18 protein-coding genes are annotated in these 21,963 nt (G+C 65.8%); 10 read left to right on the top strand and 8 right to left on the bottom strand.

Annotated features, from left to right (window positions below):
* Positions 1-5 precede the first annotated feature (5 nt).
* A complete protein-coding gene (locus BLS50_RS18535; protein ID WP_074803306.1) occupies positions 6-1,310 on the top strand; it encodes a c-type cytochrome in 1,305 nt (434 codons plus the stop codon).
* 159 nt (positions 1,311-1,469) lie between these two features.
* On the top strand, positions 1,470-2,915 hold the full coding sequence (locus BLS50_RS18530; protein WP_043887440.1) for an NAD-dependent succinate-semialdehyde dehydrogenase: 1,446 nt from the start codon (positions 1,470-1,472) through the stop codon (positions 2,913-2,915).
* Positions 2,916-3,085: 170 nt separating this feature from the next.
* On the opposite strand, the gene BLS50_RS18525 is transcribed toward BLS50_RS18530, so the two are convergent.
* Positions 3,086-4,096, bottom strand: a complete 1,011-nt coding sequence (locus tag BLS50_RS18525; RefSeq protein ID WP_074803303.1) for a patatin-like phospholipase family protein — start codon at positions 4,094-4,096, stop codon at positions 3,086-3,088.
* A gap of 138 nt (positions 4,097-4,234) precedes the next feature.
* A complete protein-coding gene (locus tag BLS50_RS18520; protein ID WP_012340013.1) occupies positions 4,235-4,675 on the bottom strand; it encodes a hypothetical protein in 441 nt (146 codons plus the stop codon).
* An 817-nt stretch (positions 4,676-5,492) separates the two neighbouring features.
* Here BLS50_RS18520 and BLS50_RS18515 point away from each other — a divergent pair.
* The gene (locus BLS50_RS18515) at positions 5,493-6,071 is read left to right on the top strand and encodes a DUF4337 domain-containing protein (protein ID WP_074803300.1); all 579 of its coding nucleotides are present in this window, start codon (positions 5,493-5,495) and stop codon (positions 6,069-6,071) included.
* Positions 6,072-6,307: 236 nt separating this feature from the next.
* Here BLS50_RS18515 and BLS50_RS18510 read toward each other — a convergent pair whose 3' ends face one another.
* The gene (locus tag BLS50_RS18510; protein WP_256334081.1) at positions 6,308-7,117 is read right to left on the bottom strand and encodes a hypothetical protein; all 810 of its coding nucleotides are present in this window, start codon (positions 7,115-7,117) and stop codon (positions 6,308-6,310) included.
* Between the two features lie 608 nt (positions 7,118-7,725).
* Between BLS50_RS18510 and BLS50_RS18500 the strand changes: the two genes are divergently transcribed.
* The 3 genes from BLS50_RS18500 (at position 7,726) to BLS50_RS35985 (ending at position 10,123) form a co-directional block, all read left to right on the top strand.
* Entirely contained in the window at positions 7,726-8,922 is a 1,197-nt protein-coding gene (locus BLS50_RS18500; RefSeq protein ID WP_143028354.1) for a porin, read from the top strand.
* 417 nt (positions 8,923-9,339) lie between these two features.
* Positions 9,340-9,831 carry a peptidoglycan-associated lipoprotein Pal gene (gene pal / locus BLS50_RS18490; RefSeq protein WP_074803291.1) on the top strand — a complete coding sequence of 164 codons (492 nt, stop codon included), beginning with the start codon at positions 9,340-9,342 and terminating at the stop codon, positions 9,829-9,831.
* Positions 9,832-9,961: 130 nt separating this feature from the next.
* The gene (locus BLS50_RS35985; protein ID WP_023475988.1) at positions 9,962-10,123 is read left to right on the top strand and encodes a hypothetical protein; all 162 of its coding nucleotides are present in this window, start codon (positions 9,962-9,964) and stop codon (positions 10,121-10,123) included.
* Positions 10,124-10,214: 91 nt separating this feature from the next.
* On the opposite strand, the gene BLS50_RS18485 is transcribed toward BLS50_RS35985, so the two are convergent.
* The 3 genes from BLS50_RS18485 to BLS50_RS18475 are packed head-to-tail and all read right to left on the bottom strand — an operon-like array spanning position 10,215 to position 15,042.
* Positions 10,215-11,474, bottom strand: coding sequence for a cytochrome c (locus tag BLS50_RS18485; RefSeq protein ID WP_074803289.1), 1,260 nt, complete (start codon positions 11,472-11,474; stop codon positions 10,215-10,217).
* Positions 11,471-12,166, bottom strand: a complete 696-nt coding sequence (locus BLS50_RS18480) for a (2Fe-2S)-binding protein (protein ID WP_074803286.1) — start codon at positions 12,164-12,166, stop codon at positions 11,471-11,473. The genes BLS50_RS18485 and BLS50_RS18480 overlap by 4 nt, the downstream gene beginning before the upstream one ends.
* On the bottom strand, positions 12,163-15,042 hold the full coding sequence (locus BLS50_RS18475) for a xanthine dehydrogenase family protein molybdopterin-binding subunit (protein WP_074803283.1): 2,880 nt from the start codon (positions 15,040-15,042) through the stop codon (positions 12,163-12,165). Before BLS50_RS18475 ends, BLS50_RS18480 begins: the two co-directional genes overlap by 4 nt.
* 428 nt (positions 15,043-15,470) lie before the next feature.
* Here BLS50_RS18475 and BLS50_RS18465 point away from each other — a divergent pair, with 428 nt between their 5' ends.
* From BLS50_RS18465 to BLS50_RS18450, 4 genes are all read left to right on the top strand, one after another.
* Positions 15,471-16,631 (top strand): RNA-guided endonuclease InsQ/TnpB family protein, encoded by a 1,161-nt coding sequence (locus BLS50_RS18465; RefSeq protein ID WP_244107485.1) that lies wholly within the window; start codon positions 15,471-15,473, stop codon positions 16,629-16,631.
* Between the two features lie 2 nt (positions 16,632-16,633).
* Positions 16,634-18,184, top strand: a complete 1,551-nt coding sequence (locus BLS50_RS18460) for a sensor domain-containing diguanylate cyclase (protein ID WP_027806020.1) — start codon at positions 16,634-16,636, stop codon at positions 18,182-18,184.
* Positions 18,185-18,443: 259 nt separating this feature from the next.
* Complete coding sequence (locus BLS50_RS18455) at positions 18,444-18,719, top strand: hypothetical protein (protein WP_011547674.1); 276 nt, start codon at positions 18,444-18,446, stop codon at positions 18,717-18,719.
* 247 nt (positions 18,720-18,966) lie between these two features.
* On the top strand, positions 18,967-20,001 hold the full coding sequence (locus BLS50_RS18450; protein WP_074803277.1) for a succinylglutamate desuccinylase/aspartoacylase family protein: 1,035 nt from the start codon (positions 18,967-18,969) through the stop codon (positions 19,999-20,001).
* Positions 20,002-20,059: 58 nt separating this feature from the next.
* Here the strand turns inward: BLS50_RS18450 and BLS50_RS18445 are convergent, their stop codons facing one another.
* Positions 20,060-21,130 carry a hypothetical protein gene (locus BLS50_RS18445; protein WP_080486887.1) on the bottom strand — a complete coding sequence of 357 codons (1,071 nt, stop codon included), beginning with the start codon at positions 21,128-21,130 and terminating at the stop codon, positions 20,060-20,062.
* A 201-nt stretch (positions 21,131-21,331) separates the two neighbouring features.
* A complete protein-coding gene (locus BLS50_RS18440; RefSeq protein WP_027810426.1) occupies positions 21,332-21,868 on the bottom strand; it encodes a Tautomerase enzyme in 537 nt (178 codons plus the stop codon).
* Between the last annotated feature and the right edge of the window lie 95 nt (positions 21,869-21,963).

Below are 21,963 nucleotides of genomic sequence, written 5' to 3'. Positions count from 1 at the left end.
CGACCATGCGATATCTCACCCTGAACCTGAACACGCTCCGCGCGTCGCTGTTCGCGCTATCCGCACTGGTGATCGGCACGGCTGCGCATGCCGCGCAGACGGCGCCCGCCGACAGCGCGCTCGTCGCCCGCGGCGCCTATCTGGCGAAAGCCGGCGACTGCGTCGCGTGCCACACCGCGCCGCGCGGCACGCCGTTCGCGGGCGGCCTGAAGATGGTCACGCCGATGGGCGCGATCTACACGACCAACATCACGCCCGACCCGGAGACGGGCATCGGCGGCTATACCGAAGCGGATTTCGCCGGCGCGTTGCGCAAGGGCGTCGCGAAGGACGGTCACAACCTGTATCCGGCGATGCCGTATCCGTCGTACGCGAAGCTGAAGGACGACGACGTGAAGGCGCTGTATGCATACTTCATGCACGGCGTCGAACCGGTGAAGCAGGCGAACCGGCCGTCCGACATCCCGTGGCCGCTCAACATGCGCTGGCCGCTCGCGTTGTGGAACGCGGTGTTCCTCGACACGACGCCGTACGCGGACAAGCCGGCCAAGGACGCGATGTGGAACCGCGGCGCGTATCTCGTGCAGGGGCTCGGGCACTGCGGGTCGTGCCACACGCCGCGCGGTGTCGGCTTCCAGGAGAAGGCGCTCGACGAAAGCGGGGCGGCGTTCCTGTCCGGCGCCGCGATCGACAACTGGTTCGCGTCGAACCTGACCGGCGAGCACAACACCGGGCTCGGGCGCTGGAACGAGGCAGACGTCACGCAGTTCCTGAAGACCGGCGCGAATCAGCACGCGACCGCGTTCGGCTCGATGGTGAGCGTGATCAACCACAGCACGCAGGAACTGACCGACGACGATCTGGCCTCCATCTCGCGCTACCTGAAGTCGCTGCCGGCGGCAGGCGGCACCGGCGCGCCGCCGTACCGCTATGATCCGAAGGCAACGCAGGTCGCGCTGGGCCGGCCGGCAGCCGATCCGGGCGCGAAGGTGTATAACGCTTACTGCCTGCATTGCCACGGGGTGGACGGGCGCGGTTATGCGCCGCTGCTCGCGCCGCTCGCCGGCAATCCGAACGTGCTCGAAGCCGATGCGTCGTCGCTGATCAACGTGACGTTGAACGGCAGCGACACGCTCGTGATCGGTGGCGTGCCGTCCGCGTATCCGATGCCGGCGTTCTCGAACCAGTTGAACGACCAGCAGGTCGCCGACGTGCTGACGTTCATGCGCGCCGGCTGGAACAACGGCGCGCCGGCCGTGCAGGCGGCGGACGTCGCGAAACTCCGCAAGGCGACGGCGGCCGCGCGCTGAGCGCGGTGCGCTGCAAAACGACAGCGGGCCGGCGTGCCTGCCGTCGACGCCGCCGGGCGCGTGCCTGCCCCGGCGGCGTGGCTTTTTCTGTTTCTGTCAACCGGCGCGCGACCGTTCGCGGCAGCGCGCGTTTTATCGACGCAATGTAGGGGTGTCTGGATGGCTAACGTGACTTATACGGATACGCAACTGCTGATCGACGGCGAGTGGGTCGACGCCGCGAGCGGCAAGACGATCGACGTCGTGAACCCGGCGACCGGCAAGCCGATCGGCAAGGTGGCCCACGCGGGCATCGCCGATCTCGACCGTGCGCTCGCCGCCGCGCAACGCGGCTTCGAGGCATGGCGCAAGGTGCCCGCGCACGAACGCGCGGCGACGATGCGCAAGGCGGCCGCGCTGGTGCGCGAACGCGCCGACGCGATCGCGCAGCTGATGACGCAGGAGCAGGGCAAGCCGCTCACCGAAGCGCGCGTCGAAGTGCTGTCGGCGGCCGACATCATCGAATGGTTCGCGGACGAAGGCCGCCGCGTATACGGCCGGATCGTGCCGCCGCGCAACCTCAATGCGCAACAGACGGTCGTGAAGGAGCCGGTCGGCCCGGTCGCGGCGTTCACGCCGTGGAATTTCCCGGTCAACCAGGTCGTGCGCAAGCTGAGCGCCGCGCTCGCGACCGGCTGTTCGTTCCTCGTGAAGGCGCCGGAAGAAACGCCCGCATCGCCGGCCGCGCTGCTGCGCGCGTTCGTCGACGCAGGCGTGCCGGCCGGCGTGATCGGCCTCGTGTTCGGCGATCCGGCTGAAATCTCGTCGTACCTGATTCCGCACCCGGTGATCCGCAAGGTCACGTTCACGGGTTCGACGCCGGTCGGCAAGCAACTGGCCGCGCTCGCGGGCCAGCACATGAAGCGCGCGACGATGGAACTGGGCGGCCACGCGCCCGTGATCGTCGCCGAGGATGCGGACGTCGCGCTCGCGGTGAAGGCCGCCGGCGGGGCGAAATTCCGCAACGCGGGGCAGGTCTGCATTTCGCCGACGCGCTTTCTCGTGCACAACAGCATCCGCGACGAATTCACCCGCGCGCTCGTCAAGCATGCCGAAGGGCTGAAGGTCGGCAACGGCCTCGAGGAAGGCACGACGCTCGGCGCGCTCGCGAACCCGCGGCGCCTGACCGCGATGGCGTCGGTCGTCGACAACGCGCGCAAGGTCGGCGCGAGCATCGAGACCGGCGGCGAGCGGATCGGCGCGGAAGGCAACTTCTTCGCGCCGACCGTGATCGCGAACGTGCCGCTCGAAGCGGACGTGTTCAACAACGAGCCGTTCGGCCCGGTCGCGGCGATTCGCGGCTTCGACAAGCTCGAGGATGCGATCGCCGAGGCGAACCGTCTGCCGTTCGGTCTGGCCGGCTACGCGTTCACGCGTTCGTTCGCGAACGTGCATCTGCTGACGCAGCGCCTCGAAGTCGGGATGCTGTGGATCAACCAGCCGGCCACGCCGTGGCCGGAAATGCCGTTCGGCGGCGTGAAGGATTCGGGCTACGGGTCGGAAGGCGGCCCGGAAGCGCTGGAGCCGTATCTCGTCACGAAGTCGGTGACGGTGATGGCCGTCTGAGGGTGGCCTGATGGCCGGTTGGCCGCGTGCGTGCCGCCATTTGCGCGGTACGCACGCGGCTGGCGTTGCCGAGCGCCGGGCGTTCTGCCCGGCCTCGTTGTTTCCGATTCGTTCGCCGTCGGCACCTGCAGCGCCTGCTGCTCACGAAAGCCCGGCTATCGACGTTGCGATCAGCGCCAGAATTGCTCTACCCACTGGCAAACACGTTGCCACTCGGCGGTCCTCATGTACGCCTGGGTTTCCTTCTCCAGTTCCGGCACCTTGCGCCAGTCGTCCAGTGCGATGGATTGACCGAGCACGAAATTTCCGCGCTGGTAATTGGCGTTCAGTATCTGCCCGGCCTGTTGTGCGGCGATCGCCGCCGTCGTATCCATCGTCAGCCCGAGCAGGGCTGCTGCCGGTACGCGCCCGCTTTCGAGCGGCCACAGCCATTTCGAAACGCCCCAGGTCAACGGGTTGCCGACGGCGTCCGGGGCAATGCCCACGGGGCTGGTGCCGGTGCCAAGCGACAACAGGCGCACATCGTCCAGGCTGCCTGCGCGACGGCTCGCCAGCGCCTCGGCAATGGCGGACACGGAAGGATTGTTCGCAAACACGCCGCCATCGGCGAAATAGCCAAGCCCGGCGATTTCGTACGGCGGGAAATACGTCGGCGCAGCCGACGTGGCAAGTGCGGCGTCGAACAGGCTGACGTTACGGTAGGCGTTGCCGTTTCCGTTGGAGAAGGTGCACGGAGCCCAGCTCTTGGTGGGCGGATCCCACAGGCGCGCCGAGTTGATTGCGACGAAGCGGGGCAGATCGGCCAGCTTGCCGTTGCCGACCAGCGACTTGGCGATTTCCTGTAGCCCGGTGTTGACATACTGGCATTGGAACACGCCCGGGCCAGCCAGGACCGTGCCTTGTTCGAGTGCTTGCGGGTGCTGTTCGAGCGCTTGCTTTTGCGCCAGCCACGCCCCGTTTTCCCGAAAGATCACCGGGCCCTTCGTCCTGTAGATATCGACGATCTCGGAAATGGATACGCCGCGGGCGAGCCCCAGGGCGATCAGGCCGCCCGTGGATGTGCCGGCAAAGCCGTCGGCGCTCGCGATGATCCGGCTGCGCCGGTCGAGGTCCTGGATGAGCAGGGCGGTGATCAATCCCCGGATACCGCCGCCATCGCAACTGAGAATCTTGAAGGTCATTGCGTTTCCCTTTTTGATCGTGGGATGAATGCGAATGGCGCAACCCGGCGGGCATCCCGCCCGTGTCGCCGGGGGATGCTCCACTTCCTGCGCCGTGTCGCCGCCGGAAATTCAAGCCGGCGGGCGAAGCGTCGTGCGTTATTGCTCGTCGAACCTCACATCGAGCACGGTGTAGGCATCCCACGCATACAAATACGCGTTGTCCTTGGAATAGAGCGACAGTTTCTGGTGGTTGAAATCGGAAATCAAAATCGAGCCCTGACGCGTCCATCCGCGCGCGCCTATCCAGTTATAGAAACCCACGTAGGCGTTATTGCTGACGGACATATATCGGCTGGTGCCGAGGATCCGGTAATACGTCACGCCGTTATAAGGGTACTGTTCGAGCGTCAATGCTTTCGCGGCGGAATCGACGAGAACGGCCCATTCGCCGCTGTTTTGGCCAAGCCAGCCCAATTGCACACCGTCGTGATAGAGCGCCATTTTGAATGTATCGACCTCGATGGCAGAAACAGGGGCAGTGTTGGCGAATTCCGCAAAGGTCCCGTGTGGCTGATTTTCAATCGGATTGAGACTCATTTTTTTTCACCTTGAAGAGGTTGGATGCTTCCCCGTGCCTTCGAGAACAGCGCCATGCGCTTCGGACGCATGGCGCGCCGGCATCGTCAAAGGCCGCGATTCCGGCGAATTCGGTGGTGCTCCAATCCGGCTGGACGATGGCAGATCGACCATGGTGGCGCCGGATAACGCCAGCGGTCACGGCCGAGACGGCGGGACATGCCGGAGCATTGGCATTATCGAATGCCAGGCATTCAATTTCCTTCTATTGGGGTGATTGTCTCGAGTGTCGCCGCTGTATTTTCGATTGACTTGGCACCAGTGATTTATAGGAAATGAAATGACGGATGACAAGGTTGGCGGAAGAGGGGGATTTAATCGAAATTAAAACAATGCCGATCGAATTGCATATATTTGAAACATTCGAACATGTCCGGCCCCATGAATGGTTTCGCATGCGTCGGATGGCAGGGATGGCGGCAGAGGCGGTGATGCATTTCCGCTTTAACGAGTGTGAGCCGACGTGGGGCGTTTGCTCGTTCCCTCAGCCGCGCGGGAATGACCCGACGGGGAAACGAAACACGAAATCAACGGCCAGATATGTCGCGGCCATTTGGTACGCCGTGTGGAAGCCTGTGTAGGTGCTCAGGTGCGCGGCGATCGTACGCCGCCGCCGGACGCGTTGCGATCGAGCGTCTGCGTGCGCCCTTTGGAACGACGCTGGCGATCCGTGAATCCGGAGTGCCCGCTTATTTTGTTGGCCTTGCCAAATTCGTTTAACGTTAGCCAAACGGCCGGCAGGCGACAAATTCATTCAACTTTTGCGGGTTTGCTACGAATGTCTGAAGAATACGAAGTTCATGGCCCTCACGACCATGCGGTGAAACATCACGAGTCTCATGGTGGCGATCCAGGTACGTCGCGCATTGCAGTGCTGACGGCCGTGCTTGCGTGCTTCGGTGCAATATCTGCCTATCAGAGCGGTGCCGACGAGAGCCTCGCGCTGCTCTACAAGAATGACGCCGCAATCCGGAAAACCGAGGCTGCGAACCAGTGGGCCTACTACCAGGCAAAGGGTGACAAGCAGAATCTCGCCGAACTCGGTGCGGCGTTGAGCCCGGAGGCATCGCCGCAGCGAAAGCGGTTCGAGACGGATGCCGCGAGATACCGCGCCGACAAGGAATCGATCCGGGCACGCGCCGAGGCGCTCGAAAAGGAAGTCGAGAAGAACAACGCGGCGAGCGAGGAGCGGATGCACCGACACCATCGATGGTCGCAGGCGACGACCGTCATCCAGATCTCGATCGCGCTGGCCGCTATCACGATCCTCACGCGGCGATCATGGATGCAGGGGCTGTCGATCGGCGTGGCCGCGATCGGCATCGTGGTGGCGGGGTTGGCGTTCTTTGGGGTTTGATGGGCTGAGAGGCCGTCAGGGTTCAGTCGTATCGATACAGACTAGTGGCTATAATTTTACATAACGTGAATTATCGACATTTTTGTTTGTAGCAGCCATATCCTAATGTCGTGTTCTGGCTATTTACAGATGTCGTGGTTTAGCCTGTAGGTTGATCGTCTGCACCCTTGGGCGCGCCGGGACGATCACCATGACGTCCAGGTCATATCAGATCGCCTCCCGTCGATCGCACCGTTTCAACACGGAACCCGACCACCCACGCCATTGCCCATCATCGTGCACCAGCGCTGCGTGTCTTGTTGCGGTGCCGGATACGGTAACCCGGTCCGCGGATCGATCGAGTCCAGCGGATTCAGTCCCGGGGGATGGTTTGCCGCGTGCATCGCGGCGTTCTCCGCCATCTGTCTCGCGGTCGCCGCGTTCTGTCGAGCGAGGTCCGCCTTCTGCGCGTCGTCCACCTTCTTCGTCATGGTCACCAGCCGCGCGAACCGCGGATCGCGAACATCCTGCAGCGGCGGCAAAGGCGGTGCGAACGGCATGAAAAGCAATGGCCCGTCATATCGCGGCACCGCCAGTTTCGACGGCTTGCCGAAATCCGCGGCCATGCTGATCTCCCACATGCCGGCGTTCATGCCGAGCGCGTGTTCGTAGCGTCGGTTCACGTCCGCCAGGCTGGGCGGCCCGGACGACGCAGGCAACGGTTGCAGGGATGGCGGCAGCGTCTGCCGGGCGGCAGGATAGATCGTGCGAACCCAACTGACCGCGGCGAGCGAGTATTGATAGAGCACCGCGTCGTACTTTTCCAGCACCTCCGCTCGACCATAGTTGCCGGGATTCTGGAAAATGGGCTTGTACGCCGCGAGGGTCTGGTAGTACCGCTCGTTCGCATTTCGCTGCTCCGCAACGAACTGCTGCTGGGGATCGATCGGCGCAGATGAAGACATCGCAGCGCAGCCGGACAGCAGACTGACGACGAAGGCAATGCCGGCCGTCGTTCGGGATACCGACCGGATGGGACGCAAGATAGGGGGCATCGGAAACGCCATGGAGACTCGACAGGTTTTCATGAGTCGGCACGCGGCCGACAACGCCGCGGCATGCGCCGCGCTCGCCCTATTCTGCCCCGCTCCATATCGCGGCAGGTGGAGTTGCGTCTGATCGTGGTGGATTCCAGTCTCGGGATTTCGTCCCATCGCAGTGCGTGCCGCGTACCCCCGCCGGGAGTCGCCGACCGACTTGCGCGCCGATCACCGATGCCCGTAGGTCGAAACCGGCCGTGCGCCCGCCCCCTGATTCGTTCGTAGAATCGGCGTGTTCGCTGTTCATGATTGGCTGATCGGGCATACGATCGAAACGGTCGAACCCGACGAAATGCAGCGACGTTACACGGCGCAGGTGTCCGGCCATCAGTAAATAATGTGGACGACGTACCCCGATCGATCACGCCGCTATTCGCGACACGCTGAACCCCGGCCCGCCCCCCTCCCGACCGCCTCCCAGCCATCGACACCCCCGCGATTCCGACCGATTCCGCAGAGGACCTTTCCTGTGCAACGCCTTAATCGACCGCCGCACGATCTCCAATAATGGCCGCTCGATCCATCGGCCGCCAGGCCGGACCAACAACAACAAAACTCCTATGCATTCCTGCCAAATGAACCAGCATGCCGGCGCACGCGTCGCGGGGACCGTCATTGCCGCCTGCCTGAGCAGCTTCGTGCCGGATGTCGCGCACGCCCAGAGCAGCGTGACGCTGTACGGCCTGATCGACACGTCGATCACCTACTCCACCAACCAGCGCACGCGCGGTGCCGGCTCGCCCGGCGGCGGCAGCGTCGCGATGACGAGCGGCGCACTGAACGCGTCGCGCTGGGGGCTGCGCGGCCGCGAGGATCTGGGCGGCGGAATGGCCGCGGTCTTCGCGCTCGAAAACGGCTTCTCGGGCACCACCGGCAAGCTGTCGCAGAAAGGCGTCGACCTGTTCGGCCGCCAGGCGTGGGTCGGCGTGAGTTCGCAGACGGCCGGCACGCTGTCCTTCGGACGCCAGTACGACCTGATCCTCGATTACGTGACGCCGCTCGGCGCGTCCGGCCCCGGCTGGGGCGGCAATCTCGCGGTCCACCCGTACGACAACGACGATTCGAACCGCAACCTGCGCATCAACAATGCCGTGAAGTACGCGAGCCCGACGGTTCGCGGGTTGAGATTCGGCGCGATGGTCGGCTTCTCGAACGCGGCCGGCCAGTTCTCCAACAATGCGGTGTGGAGCACGGGGGTGTCGTACGAGAACGGGCCGGTGAAGCTCGGCGCCGGCTACCTGAAGATCAACCGCGACCGCAACGCGCCGAACCCGGACGGCGCGCTGAGCACGGTCGACGGCTCGGCGACGATCACGGGCGGCAACCAGCAGATCTGGGCGATGGCCGGCCGTTATGCGTTCGGCCCGCACTCGGTCGGCGCCGCGTGGTCGCATTCCACCACCGACGGCGTGACGGGCGTGCTCCAGGGCGGCAACATCGCGCCGCTGAAGGGCGAATCGCTGGTGTTCGACAACTTCTCGATCGACGGACGCTACTTCGTCACGCGCGCGCTGAGCGTCGCCGCCGCGTACACGTACACGATGGGCCGCTTCGACACCCGCACGGGCCAGACGCGCCCGAAATGGAACCAGGTCGTCGCGCAGGCCGGCTACGTGCTGTCGAAGCGCACGGACGCGTATCTCGAAGGCACTTACCAGAGCGTGAGCGGCGGCAACGGCAATCCGGCGTTCAACGCGACCGTCTGGACCTTGACGCCTTCCGCGAACAGCAACCAGGTCGTCGTCGCACTGGGGCTGCGGCACAAGTTCTGACGATACGGCGTGCGCCGCGGCGTCATGCGGTCGACCGACTGTATCCGGCGAATGCTTCCCGCATCACCCGATCGCCATGACCGGCAACGACAAGGCCGCGCCCCGTGCGCGGCCTTTTTCGCTGTGGCAGGCGTCGCTTGCCGCGCACCGTCGGCGCAAGCAAGAATGCCTCCCGACTGTCGCGTTTGCGCAAAAAATGCGGAGAAACTGGGCACGTTGTGACATTTTTCCTAATCTGTTTGCAGCGACGCCTCGATCCGGCGTTCCGGTCGCAACATTCTTTCATTTGGCGCACCACCGGCTTACGAGCCTGCATCACGGCAACGGAGCCGGACCTTTCGCGCCATGGCGGCCGGACGGTTGCGTGCGAATGGCACGCGCCCCGCTTTCAACGCAGTCAACCGCTGGAGAAGAACGATGAGCAAAATGAACCGAATCGCGGTCCTGGCAACTTTCGTCCTGCTGGCCGGTTGCCACAACGCGGCGAAAACGCCCGAGAATGCCGCCGCAGCGCCGGAGCCTTCGAGCGAAACCGTCGCGACGGTGACGGCCGACGATCTGAACAATCCGAACAGCCCGCTCGCCAAGCGCAGCATCTACTTCGACTTCGACCAGTACTCGGTGAAGCCCGAATTCCAGTCGCTGCTGCAGGCGCACGCCGACTACCTGCGCAGCCATCCCGCGCGGCGCGTGCTGATCCAGGGCAACACCGACGAGCGCGGCACGTCCGAATACAACCTCGCGCTCGGCCAGCGCCGCTCGCAGGCCGTGGCGAGCGCACTGGAAACGCTCGGCGTGCCGGCGACGCAACTCGAGGCCGTCAGTCTCGGCAAGGAAAAGCCCGTCGCGCTCGGTCACGACGAGGACGCGTGGGCGCAGAACCGTCGCGCCGATCTCGTCTATCGTTGATCCAGGCGCTGCCGCGGCGATACGCAAAAAGCATGGAATAAACGCCCCGCCGAAACGTCTTCTCATCGCGCAGACGCGCGGTTCACGCGAACCGCCTTTCCTGTCGCCTGCGCGCTGCAAGGAGATCGCAATGAAATCGGCAACGTTGGTTGCGGCGCTGATCGCGGCGCTGGTGCTCGTGCTGTCGGCGGGCTGTACGTCGTCGGGCAGCGGTACGTCGCAAGGACCGGGCATGAGCCGGTATGGCGGCTCCGGAGGCAGCGGAGGTGGAGGGGGCGGCGGCGGCTACTGACGCGCCGCCGCGAGGAAAGTGAGGCGACGAAATCGCGCGCGAGCACCGGAAGCCGGCCGCTCGCGCGCGACGCTCTACCCCACGGCACGACTCAACGCATCGCCTTCACGTCGGCCGGCGTGACGCTCGCGGGCTGGCCGCCCCACGTCGCGCGCAGGTAGTTCGCGAGTTGCGCGAGTTCGTCATCGCTCAACGTCTTCGCGAAACCCGGCATCGGCTGCAGGTTTTCGAAACCGGCGAACTTCTGCTCGTCGATACCGTCGAGCATCGCGACCAGCAGGTTGCGCGGATCGCCCTGGCGCAGTGTCGAGTTGCCGTTCATCGGCACCGCCACGTGCGGCTTGCCTTCGCCGTTGAAGCCGTGACAGCCCGCACACACCGCGAGATACACCGAGCGGCCGGCGGCCAGTTGCGCGGCGTCGGCCGACACCGGCTTCACCGGTTGCGGCGCGGGCGGCGTATCGCCGAGCAGGTACGTCGACAGCCCGCGCAGGTCGTCCTTCGTCAGGTACTGCGTGCTCAGGTGCACGACCGGATACATCTCGCCGAACGCGGAGCCTTGCGGTGCGATGCCGACGCCGAAGAACGTCTGCAGATCGGTGCCCGTCCAGCCGCGCGCGGCCAGGCCGGCCGGCGTGATGTCGGGCGCGGCCACGCGGCCGAGCGCGGCTCCCGCGAACGGCTTCGCGCCATCGAGCTGGCCCGTGAACGCGCGCGGCGTGTGGCATTCCGCGCAGTGGCCGAGCGCGCCGGCGAGATAGCGGCCGCGCTGCCAGTCCGCGGATTGTCCGGTCGACGCATCCGGCAGGCTGTCCTTCAGGAACAGCATGTCCCAGAAGACCATGCCGAAGCGCAGGTTGTACGGGAACTTCAGGTCGTGCGCGCGGTTTTCCTGCGCGACCGGCCTGACCGTCATCAGGTACGCGTACATCGCGTCGGCGTCGGCGCGCGTGAGCTGCCGGTACGACGTGTACGGCATCGACGGATACAGGCGCTTGCCCGGCGCCTTGCCGTCGTGCAGCGCGGCGTAGAAGTCGTCCGCGCTCCAGTTGCCGATCCCGTGATCCTTGTCGGGCGTGATGTTCGAGCCGTAGAACGTGCCGAACGGCGATTCGAGCGCCGCGCCGCCGGCGAACGGCGCGCCGTCCTTCGCGGTGTGGCACGCCGCGCAGTCGGCGGCCTTGACGAGATAGCGGCCGCGCGCGATCGGGTCGGCGCCGGGCGCGCCGGACGCCGCATTCGACGCCGACGTGTCGTGGCCGCCGCAGGCGGCGAGCAGCAGCGCGCAGGCCGCCGCGAGCGCGGGCAGGGCCGCGGCCCGCGCGACACGATGAGCGAGTGTGCGTTTCATGCTGCGTCCTTCACGAGTCCCGGCGTCGTCAGCACCACGTCCTTGACGGCTTCGTAGTAGCGCACATAGCCCGTACAGCGGCAGAGGTGCGCGTCGAGCGCATCGGTGATCGTGCGTTCCACGTCGGCCTTCGCGACCGGCTCGCGCTTCAGGCGTTCGATCAGCACGGTCGCCGCGTTGACGAAGCCCGGCGTGCAATAGCCGCACTGGAAGCTGAAATGCTCGAGGAATTTCTGCTGGATCGGCGACAGCTCGACCACCTCGCCGGCTTCGTTGCGCGTCGCGTGGCCTTCGATCGTGCGGATCGAACGACCGTGGAAGAAGTGCGCGCCGGTGATGCAGGTGCGCATTTCCTCGCTCGTGCCGTCCGGCTGGTCGACGATCACGACGCACGCGTGGCAGATGCCCTGCCCGCAGCCGAGCCGCGAGCCGGTGAGGCCTGCGTACTCGTGCAGGAACTCGATCATCATCAGCCCTTCCGGCACCTGCATCGGGCCGACGGCCTTGCCGTTGATCTTGACCGACAGCGGCTTCTGCTGGAACCGGACGAGCGGACGCTCGACGGCAGCCGATGCCGATGCCGGCGCAGCCGGAGCGGACGCCGGGGCGGCCGAAGCCGCGGTCGGTGCGGAAGCGGCGGTCGCAGCCGCGCTGGCGCTCGCGGCCGAAGCCGCGGTTTGGGCGGTCGTCATGCGAGCACCTCCTGAATCTTTTGCGGGGTCACCGGCAGGTCGGTGAAACGATGGCCGATCGCGTGCGCGATGCCGTTCACGATCGCACCGACGACGGGGATCATCACCACTTCGGCGACACCCTTCGGCGGATCGGTCTCGGACAGCGGCGGCAGCACGTCGCCCGTTTGGGTCCAGACGGCGACGTCGGACGCGCGCGGCAACTGGTAACGGTTGAAGTTCCACGTGCCATTGCCGGGGCCGTCCTCGTAGAGCGGCAGGTACTCGTGCAGCGCATGCCCGATGCCCATCGCGAGACCGCCCTGCAACTGGCCCGACACGAGCTGCGGCGAGATCTGGTTGCCGCATTCCATGATCGAGTGGTGCGTGAGCAGTTCGACCTTGCCGGTCGCTTCGTGCACGGCCAGCTCGACGAGCGTGCCGACCGCCGTGTAGTACGTGACGGCCGCGTTGTTGCGGCTCGTCGGCGGGATGAACACGCGCTTGCGGTCCAGCACGCGATAGCCGTTCGCGGTCGGCGGCAGCGTGCCGCGCAGCGCGGTCGCGCCGGCCGGCGCGGCGGTGCCCGGCACCGGGCCGTCGTCTGCGCCCGTCTTCGGCGCGCCGACACGCAGCGACAGCCCGTCGATCGGCAGACGCTCGACCGCGCCGCCTACCTCGAATTCGGCGTCGGTCCATTGCCAGCGGTTGAACACGTGCACGACGGCGCCGGTCGGCAAGCCGAGCGCATGCGCCTGCTTCGCGAGCTGTTCGAACGTCAGCGGCTCGAGGCCGTCGGCGGTCAGCTTGCCGTCGACCCAGCGTGCATCCTCGATGCGGATCGTGTACGGCGCGGCCTGGCCGCCGCCGAGGCCGCGCGTCCAGATCGACATCGCGGCCGGCCACAGCCCGTAGCGGAACACGGCGCGCGCGGCTTCGCGCGTGCTGTGCGTGAAGTAGTACGCGGAGTTCGTCGCGCTCGACGGCGACGCATAGCCCGGCGACCAGCGCGGGTTCGCGCTCAGGCGATCCTGGTCGGCCTGCGACATCAGGTACGGGTCGCCGCTCGTCTCGACCGGCAGGTCCGGCCATTCGGTCACGGCCACGCGCACGTCGGTCGCCGGACGGCCGAGCCATTTCGCGACCGCGACGGCCTGCGACGTCGACATCCCGGTGCCGATCTCGGCCGCCGTGTGCTGCAGCGACACCTTGCCGTGCGCGTCGAACTCGACCTTCGCGAACGACGCTTCCGCGCCCGTGCCGAAATCCTTCTGCACGCACGCGAAGCCGACGCCGTAGCGCTTGCCCGGATGCGCGGCCTCGAACTCCGCCTTGCGCGCGGCACGGCGCGTCCATAGCGGATGCTGCTTCGCCCGCTCGAGCACTTCGTCGACGCGCAGCGCGCCGGCGGGAATCGCCCCCTGCGTGTTCTTCATCCCCGAACGCAGCGCGTTGCGCAGACGGAACTCGATCGGGTCGATGTTCAGTTGCGCGGCGATCTCGTCGACCGCCATCTCGGTCGCGGCCATGCTCTGCAGCGTGCCGTAGCCGCGCGCGGAACCGGCGTCGATCGCACGCGATGCGATCGCGACGGCCGCGAGGTCGCTCTTCGGGAAGTAGTAGATCGATTGCGCGGCGGTGGCGCCGACCATCGCGACCGACGGCGAGAAGTTCGAGCGACCGCCGCCGTTCGCCTCGAAGTCGCCCTTGAACGACTGCAGCAGGCCCGTATTGCGATCGACCGCGATCCGGTAGTGCATCTTGAACGCGTGACGCTTCAGCGACGTCTGGAACTGCTCGTAGCGGTCGTTCGCGAAACGCACCGGGCGGCCGTCCGCGTACAGCGCGCAGACGAGGCCGTAGAACGGCACGTTGAAGTGATCCTTCGAGCCGTAGCCGACCGTGTAGCACGGATGCACGAACAGCTTCTTCACCGGGAAGCGGCATTTCGCGACCATCGCGGCCGCATTCTCCGACACTTCGAGCGGCGACTGGGTCGGCACGACGAGGTGCAGCGACTGCGTCGCGGCGTCGTACCAGCAGTTCGCGTTGTCGGGTTCGAGCGCGGCCGTATCGACCGACTGCGTGTTGTATTCGCGGTCGAACACGAGCCAGTCGGCCGAAGGATGGTCAAGCTCGCTCGCGATCTGCCCGGCGAGGAACATGCCCTGCTCGTCGAGCTTGCCGTGCTCCTTGCCGTCCGGCCAGACCGGCAGGTGCTTGCGCATCATGCTCGGGAAGATCGGCGCGTCCTTCAGGCTCGAATAGACGTCGTCGTCATAGGCCGTCTTACCGCCCACGCGCACGTAGCGGAAGGTGCCCCACGGATCACGCTCGAGCGGGCCCGTGACCGCGCCGTAGCGGATCACGTCGTCGCGGAACTTGAGCGCGTTCTTCGCGAAGCGAAAGCGCGCGAAGTCGTGATAGATGAGGATCGCGACCGCATGACCGAGATACGCGGGCGTCTTGCCGGCCGGCAGCAGCATGTCGTCGCCGTAGAACGCCGGGAATGCGACGCCGTCGCGTGCGAGATCGTCGGCCGTGACCACGCGGTCCGGCTTCAGTTCGTCGCCGAGCAGCGACAGGTCGAAGCCTTCGTAGGTGCGGTCGGCCTGCGTGACGCGCAGGATCAGCGCGTGCGACTGCTGCTGCGGCCAGTGCGGCATGTCGGCGGCGCGCACGTCGCGGGCGAACACTTTAGAGCCGGTGACCTTCGCGATGCCGTCGATGCGGAATTGGGGGATGCCGGTGACGCTATCCCATTTGACCGGGGTGAGGAGTTTTTCTTCGAAGAGCGCCGCGAACGCGCGGCTGCCGATGGGCGCGACATACACCGCGACGCCCGCCAGCACGCTGGCTTTCAGAAAACCCCGCCGTGACAGGCCGTGGTTTTTCATTGGGGGAGAACCTCCTGATGCGGCTCGGACGGCGATCGGGTGTCGCGGCGTTCGGAGCGGCGCGCATTCTGGCATTGTTTTTGATATATCGCCTATAGTATTTCCCGCATGAAATACTTATTAGATTTCTTATAACGGGTTTCAGCCGGGCTGCGGCGGGTGGTCGCGGGGCGATCCGTTGGCCGTTTGCGTGCGGCCGGATGCCGTCGTACATCGTTCCGTTCGCAACGACCCGGCCTTTGCGCCGCCGAATCCGCAAGCCGCTCGCAGCCGGGACTGACGACCGCGCACGACGCGATGCGCGGTGCCGCCGGGCGGCCCGCGCCGCCGTTTTTTCATCAGTTGCTCCGAGAAACCCCGTCCTTCAGGACGGGGAGGAAAGGAGCGCCGCTGTTTGACAGCGGCATTCCACCGTTAAAATGGCCGGCATGATCCTTGTCTACCGCTACCGGGTGAAATCGCTCAACGGACTGCTCAACAAGCAGAGCCGTGCGGTGAACTACGTCTGGAACTTCTGCAATGACACGCAGAAGCATGCGCTCAAGTGGAGCAAGAAGTGGCCGACGGGTTTCGACCTGAACGTGCTGACGACCGGTAGCAGCAAGGAACTCGACATCCACTCCGGCACGATTAACGCGACGTGCGAGCAATATGCGAAGTCGCGCAGTCAGCACCGTCGGCCCTACCTGCGCTATCGCGGCAGGAAATCGCTGGGCTGGGTGCCGCTGAAGGGCCGCGACCTGAAGCGCGAGGGGGACGCGTTCCGTTTCGCCGGCAACACGTTTCGCGTGTTCAACAGTCGACCGCTTCCCGAAGGCAAGATCAAGGATGGAACCAACTTTGCGCAGGATGCACGCGGCAACTGGTTTCTCAACATCGTGATCGAGATGCCGGATGTTCAGGCTCGCCCGATCCGTTCCGGCGTTGGCATCGATCTTGGCCTGAAAGACTTCGCCACACTTTCGACCGGCGAGAAGCTGCCCAATGATCGGTTCGGTCGACGCGCGGCGGAAAAGCTCGCGAAAGCGCAGCGGGCGCGAAAGCACAAGCGGCATATCGCGAAGCTGCACGCCAAGGTCGCCAATGCGCGTGCCGACTTCCAGCACAAGCTCGCGCTCGATCTGGTGCGGCGCTTCGATTACATCGCGGTTGGCAACGTATCTGCCGTCAAACTTGCCAGAACCAGGATGGCGAAAAGCGTCTACGACGCATCCTGGTCGTCCTTCCGAAACAAGCTCCGCTACAAAGCGATCGCGCACGGGGCCACGTTCGAGGAAGTCGACGAAAGGAGTTCCACCCAGTCCTGTTCGGCGTGCGGGTCGAAAGACAGCACGACGCGGCCGAAAGGTATCGCGGGACTGCGAGTAAGAGAGTGGGCCTGCAGTGACTGTGGTGCCGAGCATGATCGAGATACCAACGCTGCGCTGAACATTCTCCGATGCGGACGTGCATCGCCAAGTGTGGGAATTCTCTCCCTTTGGGGAGAGGAGGACGTCAAGGTAATGTCGTGCGCATCCGGCTCGGCCGGGCCTCCGCCACGTGCCGTGCGGGCGCCGCCAGCCATCGAGACATCGTGTCGAGGTCAATAATCATGGCAGTCAGGGCGTCTCTCCTGAACTCCGTTCTCGCCACTCCCCCCTCCGGCAACCACCGTGTGACGGCCGCGCTGCGTCCGTCGATGCTCGTGACGCTGTTCGAGGACGTGCGCCCGATGGCGCTGTCCGGGCTCGCGAGCGGCTTCGTCGCGGCCGTCGCGCTGATCCGGCTGCAGCAGCTGTGGTGCCTCGCGTGGCTCGTCGTCGACGTCGGCCTGCTCATTGCGCGCCTGTCGATCGCACGGGCCTACACGGTACGGCGCAACGCCGGCGACGATCGCGCCGAATACTGGGCGAGGCGCTATGCGCCGGTGTCGCTCGTCGCCTGCTTCGTGCTCGGCCTCGGCGTGATGGGCTGCGTGCAGGCCACCGACGTCGAACTCGGCACGCTGTCCGTGATGGTCGCGGGCGGCGTGTTCGGCGGGATCGCGTCGCGCAATTCGGCGCTGCCGCGGCTCGCGATGACGCAGGTCGTGCTCGGCGTGCTGCCGATCGGCGTCGGTGCGCTGCTGGCCCCTCGGCCGGGTGCCTGGCTGCTGGTGCCGCCGCTCGCGATCTATCTCGCGGCAATGCGCACGGTCGTCCAGCGCCACTACCGCGTGCTCGTCGCGCTGATCGCCGCGCGCCAGCGCAACGCCGAACTCGTCGCCCGCTTCGACGCCGCCCTCACCTACATGCCGCACGGCCTGTGCATGATCGACGGCGACAGCCGCGTGATCGTCGCGAACCGTCGGACCGCGCAACTGTTCGGCTCGCCGCGCGAGATCATGCTCGATACGCCGTTGCCCGCCGTGGTCGCCGCGCTCGGCACCGATGCCGTGATCGATCCCGGCGGCGCCGGCCTCGCCGCGCAGTGCGACAGCTGGCTGAGCCGCCACGAACCCGGGCCGCTCGACATCGCGCTCGCCGACGGCCGCCAGCTCGAACTGACGCGCCACCGCGTGCCTGACGGCAACGCGGTGATCATCGTCGAGGACGTCACCACCCGCCGTCAGACCGAACAGCACATCCGGCACCTCGCGCGACACGACGCGCTGACGGGTCTGCCGAATCGCCACGAACTGCACGCCGAGCTCAAGCGAATGCTCGCGCGCCGGCCGCGGCTGCCGAGCCCGGCATTCGCCGTCATGTATCTCGACCTCGACGGCTTCAAGTCGATCAACGACCGCTTCGGCCACCAGGCCGGCGACGAAGTGCTCACGCAAGTCGCCGAGCGGCTCGGCAAGACGCTACCGCCGGGCGAGCTCGCCGCGCGCATCGGCGGCGACGAATTCATCGTCGCGATCGACGACACGACGATGCAAGCGTGCTCGATTCTCGCCGCGCGGATCATCCGGCAGATTTCGGCGCCGTACGCGCTGTCGATCGGCGAAACCGTCTGCATCGGCATCAGCATCGGCATCGCGCTCGACGACGGGCACGGCTCGCCCGACGAGCTGATCCGGCAGGCCGACAGCGCGCTGTACGACGCGAAGTCGGCCGGCAAGGGCATCTACTGCTTCTACTCGAGCGGCAGCCGCCGCGTGGTGCCGGCCGCCGCCAGCTGAACCGGCGACGCGGCACTCCGCCGCGCGTTCGTCCGTTCCGTACGCGCCGCCCCCTCCCGACGATTCAATTCCGAAACACTTTGCCGGTTCGCACGTGGCGCCGCGCGTTCGCGTGTCACGTGACGTGTTCCGTAACATCGTCGTCCGCCACGCCGAAAGATGACTGCAGAAGCCCGCACGATCGAGGCCGAGTACGGCATTTCGCGGTTGGCACTCTTATTGCTCCTTGATGGGGAAAGAACGTTTCAGGGAGCCCAACATGAATACCGTCGACGTCCTCGCACGAACCGAAATCATCGACGAACAGGCCGTGATCGACGGCGCCTCGCTGATCCGCCGGCTCGTGTCCGACCGCCGGATGCCGGCCGCGTACGAAGCCGCATGCATCGACAATCCGCCGCTCACGCTGTACGGCGCGTTTCGCCAGGGCGTCGCCGATCACGCCGCTCGGCGTGCGAATCCGTATCGCGCCGGCAGCCGGTTCTGGGCGCTGTGGGAAGAAGGACGTCTCGAAGCTGAAACATCCGGCCGATAAGCGCGCCGTGCGCGCCGGCCCTGTCGCGACATGGGCTGGCGCGAAAGCCGGCGCATGAATGCAGCCGACCGGCGCGCTGGCATGGCTTCATCGCTGCAACATCGCGCGCGCTCGCGTATCGGCCCGGCAACGCACGGCAGTGCACCCGTCCGCAGTCACGCGCAGCCTCGCTGATCCCGCCCGCCGCGCCGCGCGGTGCCGGTTTCCCCTATAAGATGGCAGATTCCGTTCATCGAACGATACCGCCATGACCGCCTCTTCCTCTCCCCGCAATCCCATTCACTGCGAAATCGATCTCGACGCGCAAGGCAAGCACGCGGGCTACCTGCGCCTGCCGCACTCCGTGCACCGCTCCGCCTACGGCTGGCTGCCGATCCCGATCGTGTCGATCCGCCACGGCGACGGCCCGGTGGCGCTCGTGATGGCCGGCAACCACGGCGACGAGTACGAAGGCCAGATCATCGTGTCGCAACTGATGCGCGAGATCGAACCCGACATGGTCAGCGGGCAATTGATCCTGTTGCCGATGGCGAATTTCCCGGCGGCGGATGCGGGCCAGCGCGTGTCGCCGCTCGACGAAGGCAACCTGAACCGCAGCTTTCCCGGCGACCCGACCGGCACGCCGACGCAAATGATCGCCCACTACATCGAGCATGTGCTGCTGTCGCGCGCGCAGTACCTGGTCGACCTGCATTCGGGCGGCAGCTCGCTGCTGTACCAGGGCGGCAACATGCTCGCGATCGATCCGCTCGACGCCGAAGAAGCCGCGAAGCTCAACGGGCTGCTGGTCGCGTTCGGCTTGCACAACGCGCTGCTGCACGCACCGAATCCCGTGCATTCGGCGTCGGCCGCGCGCCGGCAAGGCGCGATCTCGATCGTCACCGAGCTCGGCGGCGCCGGCATGGCCGATCCGTCGCTGATCCGGCTCGGCCGCCAAGGGCTGCTGCATTACCTCGGCTACATCGGGCTGCTGCACGGCGCGCTCGTGCCCGACGCGCCGCCGACCGTGCCGCGTTTCATGCGCGTCGACGGCGATCGCCATTTCGTCTATGCGTACGAGCGTGGGCTGTATGAACCGCTCGTCGAACTCGGCGATCAGGTGAAGGCCGGGCAGCCGGCCGCGTGGGTGCATTTCCCCGATACGCCGTTGCGCGAACCGGTGCTGCACCGGTTCAACGGCGATGGCGAGGTGGTGTGCAAGCGGGTGCCCGCGCAGGTGCGGCGCGGGGATTGTCTGTTTCAGCTGGCGGAGTTGTCGACGCCGCCGCGTGTCATCGAGTGAGGCACCCGGCTGACGCGTTCACGACCATCGTACGCCGCCAGTGCGGACACGCTGACCGTCAGTCGGACGACACCGGCGACTCATTCCCCTGCGCAACGCCGCATTGATGGCAATGCGGGAAGAAGAAGAAATTCCGGCCACCGCATTCGCAAACATTGAAAAGCCTCAACCCGCAATGGACGCAAAACGTGGAGTCGTTGCCGCCGAGACTCCATTGCTTGTCGCATGACGGGCAGCGCTTTTTCTCGAGCGACCGGACGGCTTTTTCATATCCGATCGTGCGCGCGCGTTCGCCCTGATCCTGCTGCAATTCGAGCCGTTTGCGTTCGGCATAGCGCTGAAATGCCTTCATCATGTAAAGACCGGCGAATACCGTGAGCACGATGCCGACCAGGACGCGGACGTAGCCGCCGAAATTCGGCAGGTACGGCACCAGTTCAATGAAAAACGCGCTCAGTGCAAACAGGCCGAAACCGTACACGAACGGCCAGTAGCGCGCCTTGCGGTAGCGGATGAACAGCCAGGTCGCGACCAGCAGAATCGGCAACGTCAGCGCAAGCCGCAGCCCGAACACCTGCATCTCGTAGTGCCGGGTCGCCGCGTCGAAGCGCCGTTCGGCTGCTGCATCCGCTTCGGCGATTTGCGTGTCGACTTGCGTCTGCCGCGATGCCAGCGCCCGTTGCTGATCGCCGATCGCATCGATCTGATGCTGCCAGTTGACGACCACGGCCTGGAGCGTATCCAGCTTGCGCGTTCTCGCCACGATGTCCGGGTCCCGCGCACCGTCTCCCGTCACCGCGCGGGTGGCCAGCCAGTTGCGGAAACTTTCCTTCTCGGCCGCGTACTCCTTCGCGGCGCGGCCGCGCGCCACTTCCATCGTGTCGGCCTTCTCGGCAAGCGCATCGCGCTGCGCCTGCAGCTGACGCCGCGCCGCATCCAGCCGCGCTTTTAACGGAGCGTCGGCGAATTGCTCGATGACCGGCGGGCCACCGCTCGGGGCGAACGCCATGTCGCGAATCACGAGACTGCCGAGCATGTTCAGAAAGACGGCGAAGATGATCGCGATCACCCATGAAGCGAGTCGCAGGAGCCGCGCCGGGCTGGTCAGGCCGTCGCCGGAAGTCATCATTGTTTTTGCCCCGTTGTCGGAATGGGTTCCATTGTCATCAATCTTGAGGCAACCGTCGATTGTCTCGTTCTCGATGGCGAACAGTCACCTCGACATTCGCCGGGGAACGTGTGGGTTTAGCGCTATGAGTTTCGCGTTTATGGCGCAATCAAAATCCCCGTCACGGCGGCCGTGTCGTCGACTTTCATGCAGGTGCGCCAGTCACGGTTTGCGCGTGATGCCTGCGATAGCGGCATCGCGGGCCGCTTCGAGCGTGATGCACGCTTTTTCGCGGCGGCGTCGTGCGAGACGTTCAACGCCCGCGCCGCGTTCGGACTCTCCCGCCAGCAGCGCATGAATGGCGGGCAACGTCCAGATCGCGCCGCGCGTGCCCCAGGCGCCGTCCGGGATTTCGGTCGGGAAGACCCACACACGCGGCGCGACGTCGTCGAACGGCCGGTTCTCCGCGCGTGCCACCGCCTCCGTGACCTGCCTGACGAGCCAGCAGCGCGATTCGTCCGTGTATTGCCCTTCGGGTACGGACGGAATGATCCGGTAGCGGATCGTGTCCGTGCGTTCCCCGCCGATGTAAATCGCGGCAGGTCGATGAAGATGCAGCACGGTGACGCGCTGTGCGATCGGACTGGCGGGGTCATAGCCTTCCGCCTCGATGAGAATGTCGGTCAGTTCCTTGACGAGGCGTGCCTCGGCCTCGGGCGTCAACGCGTTTTCGGGCCACAGTGCATCGATCATCGGCATGGTGCTACTCCTGTTTTCGGTTCGTCGGATGTGCCCATAATCGAGGTTTACCGGTGCGGCCATAAGTGGCAGGATCGCCATTATTCAGGGAATTT

Source organism: Burkholderia orbicola (genome assembly GCF_900100915.1).
In the GTDB taxonomy this organism is placed as follows: Bacteria; Pseudomonadota; Gammaproteobacteria; order Burkholderiales; family Burkholderiaceae; genus Burkholderia; species Burkholderia orbicola.
Note: the sequence above shows the minus strand (reverse complement) of the source record. Positions and strands in the feature narration are given on the sequence as shown.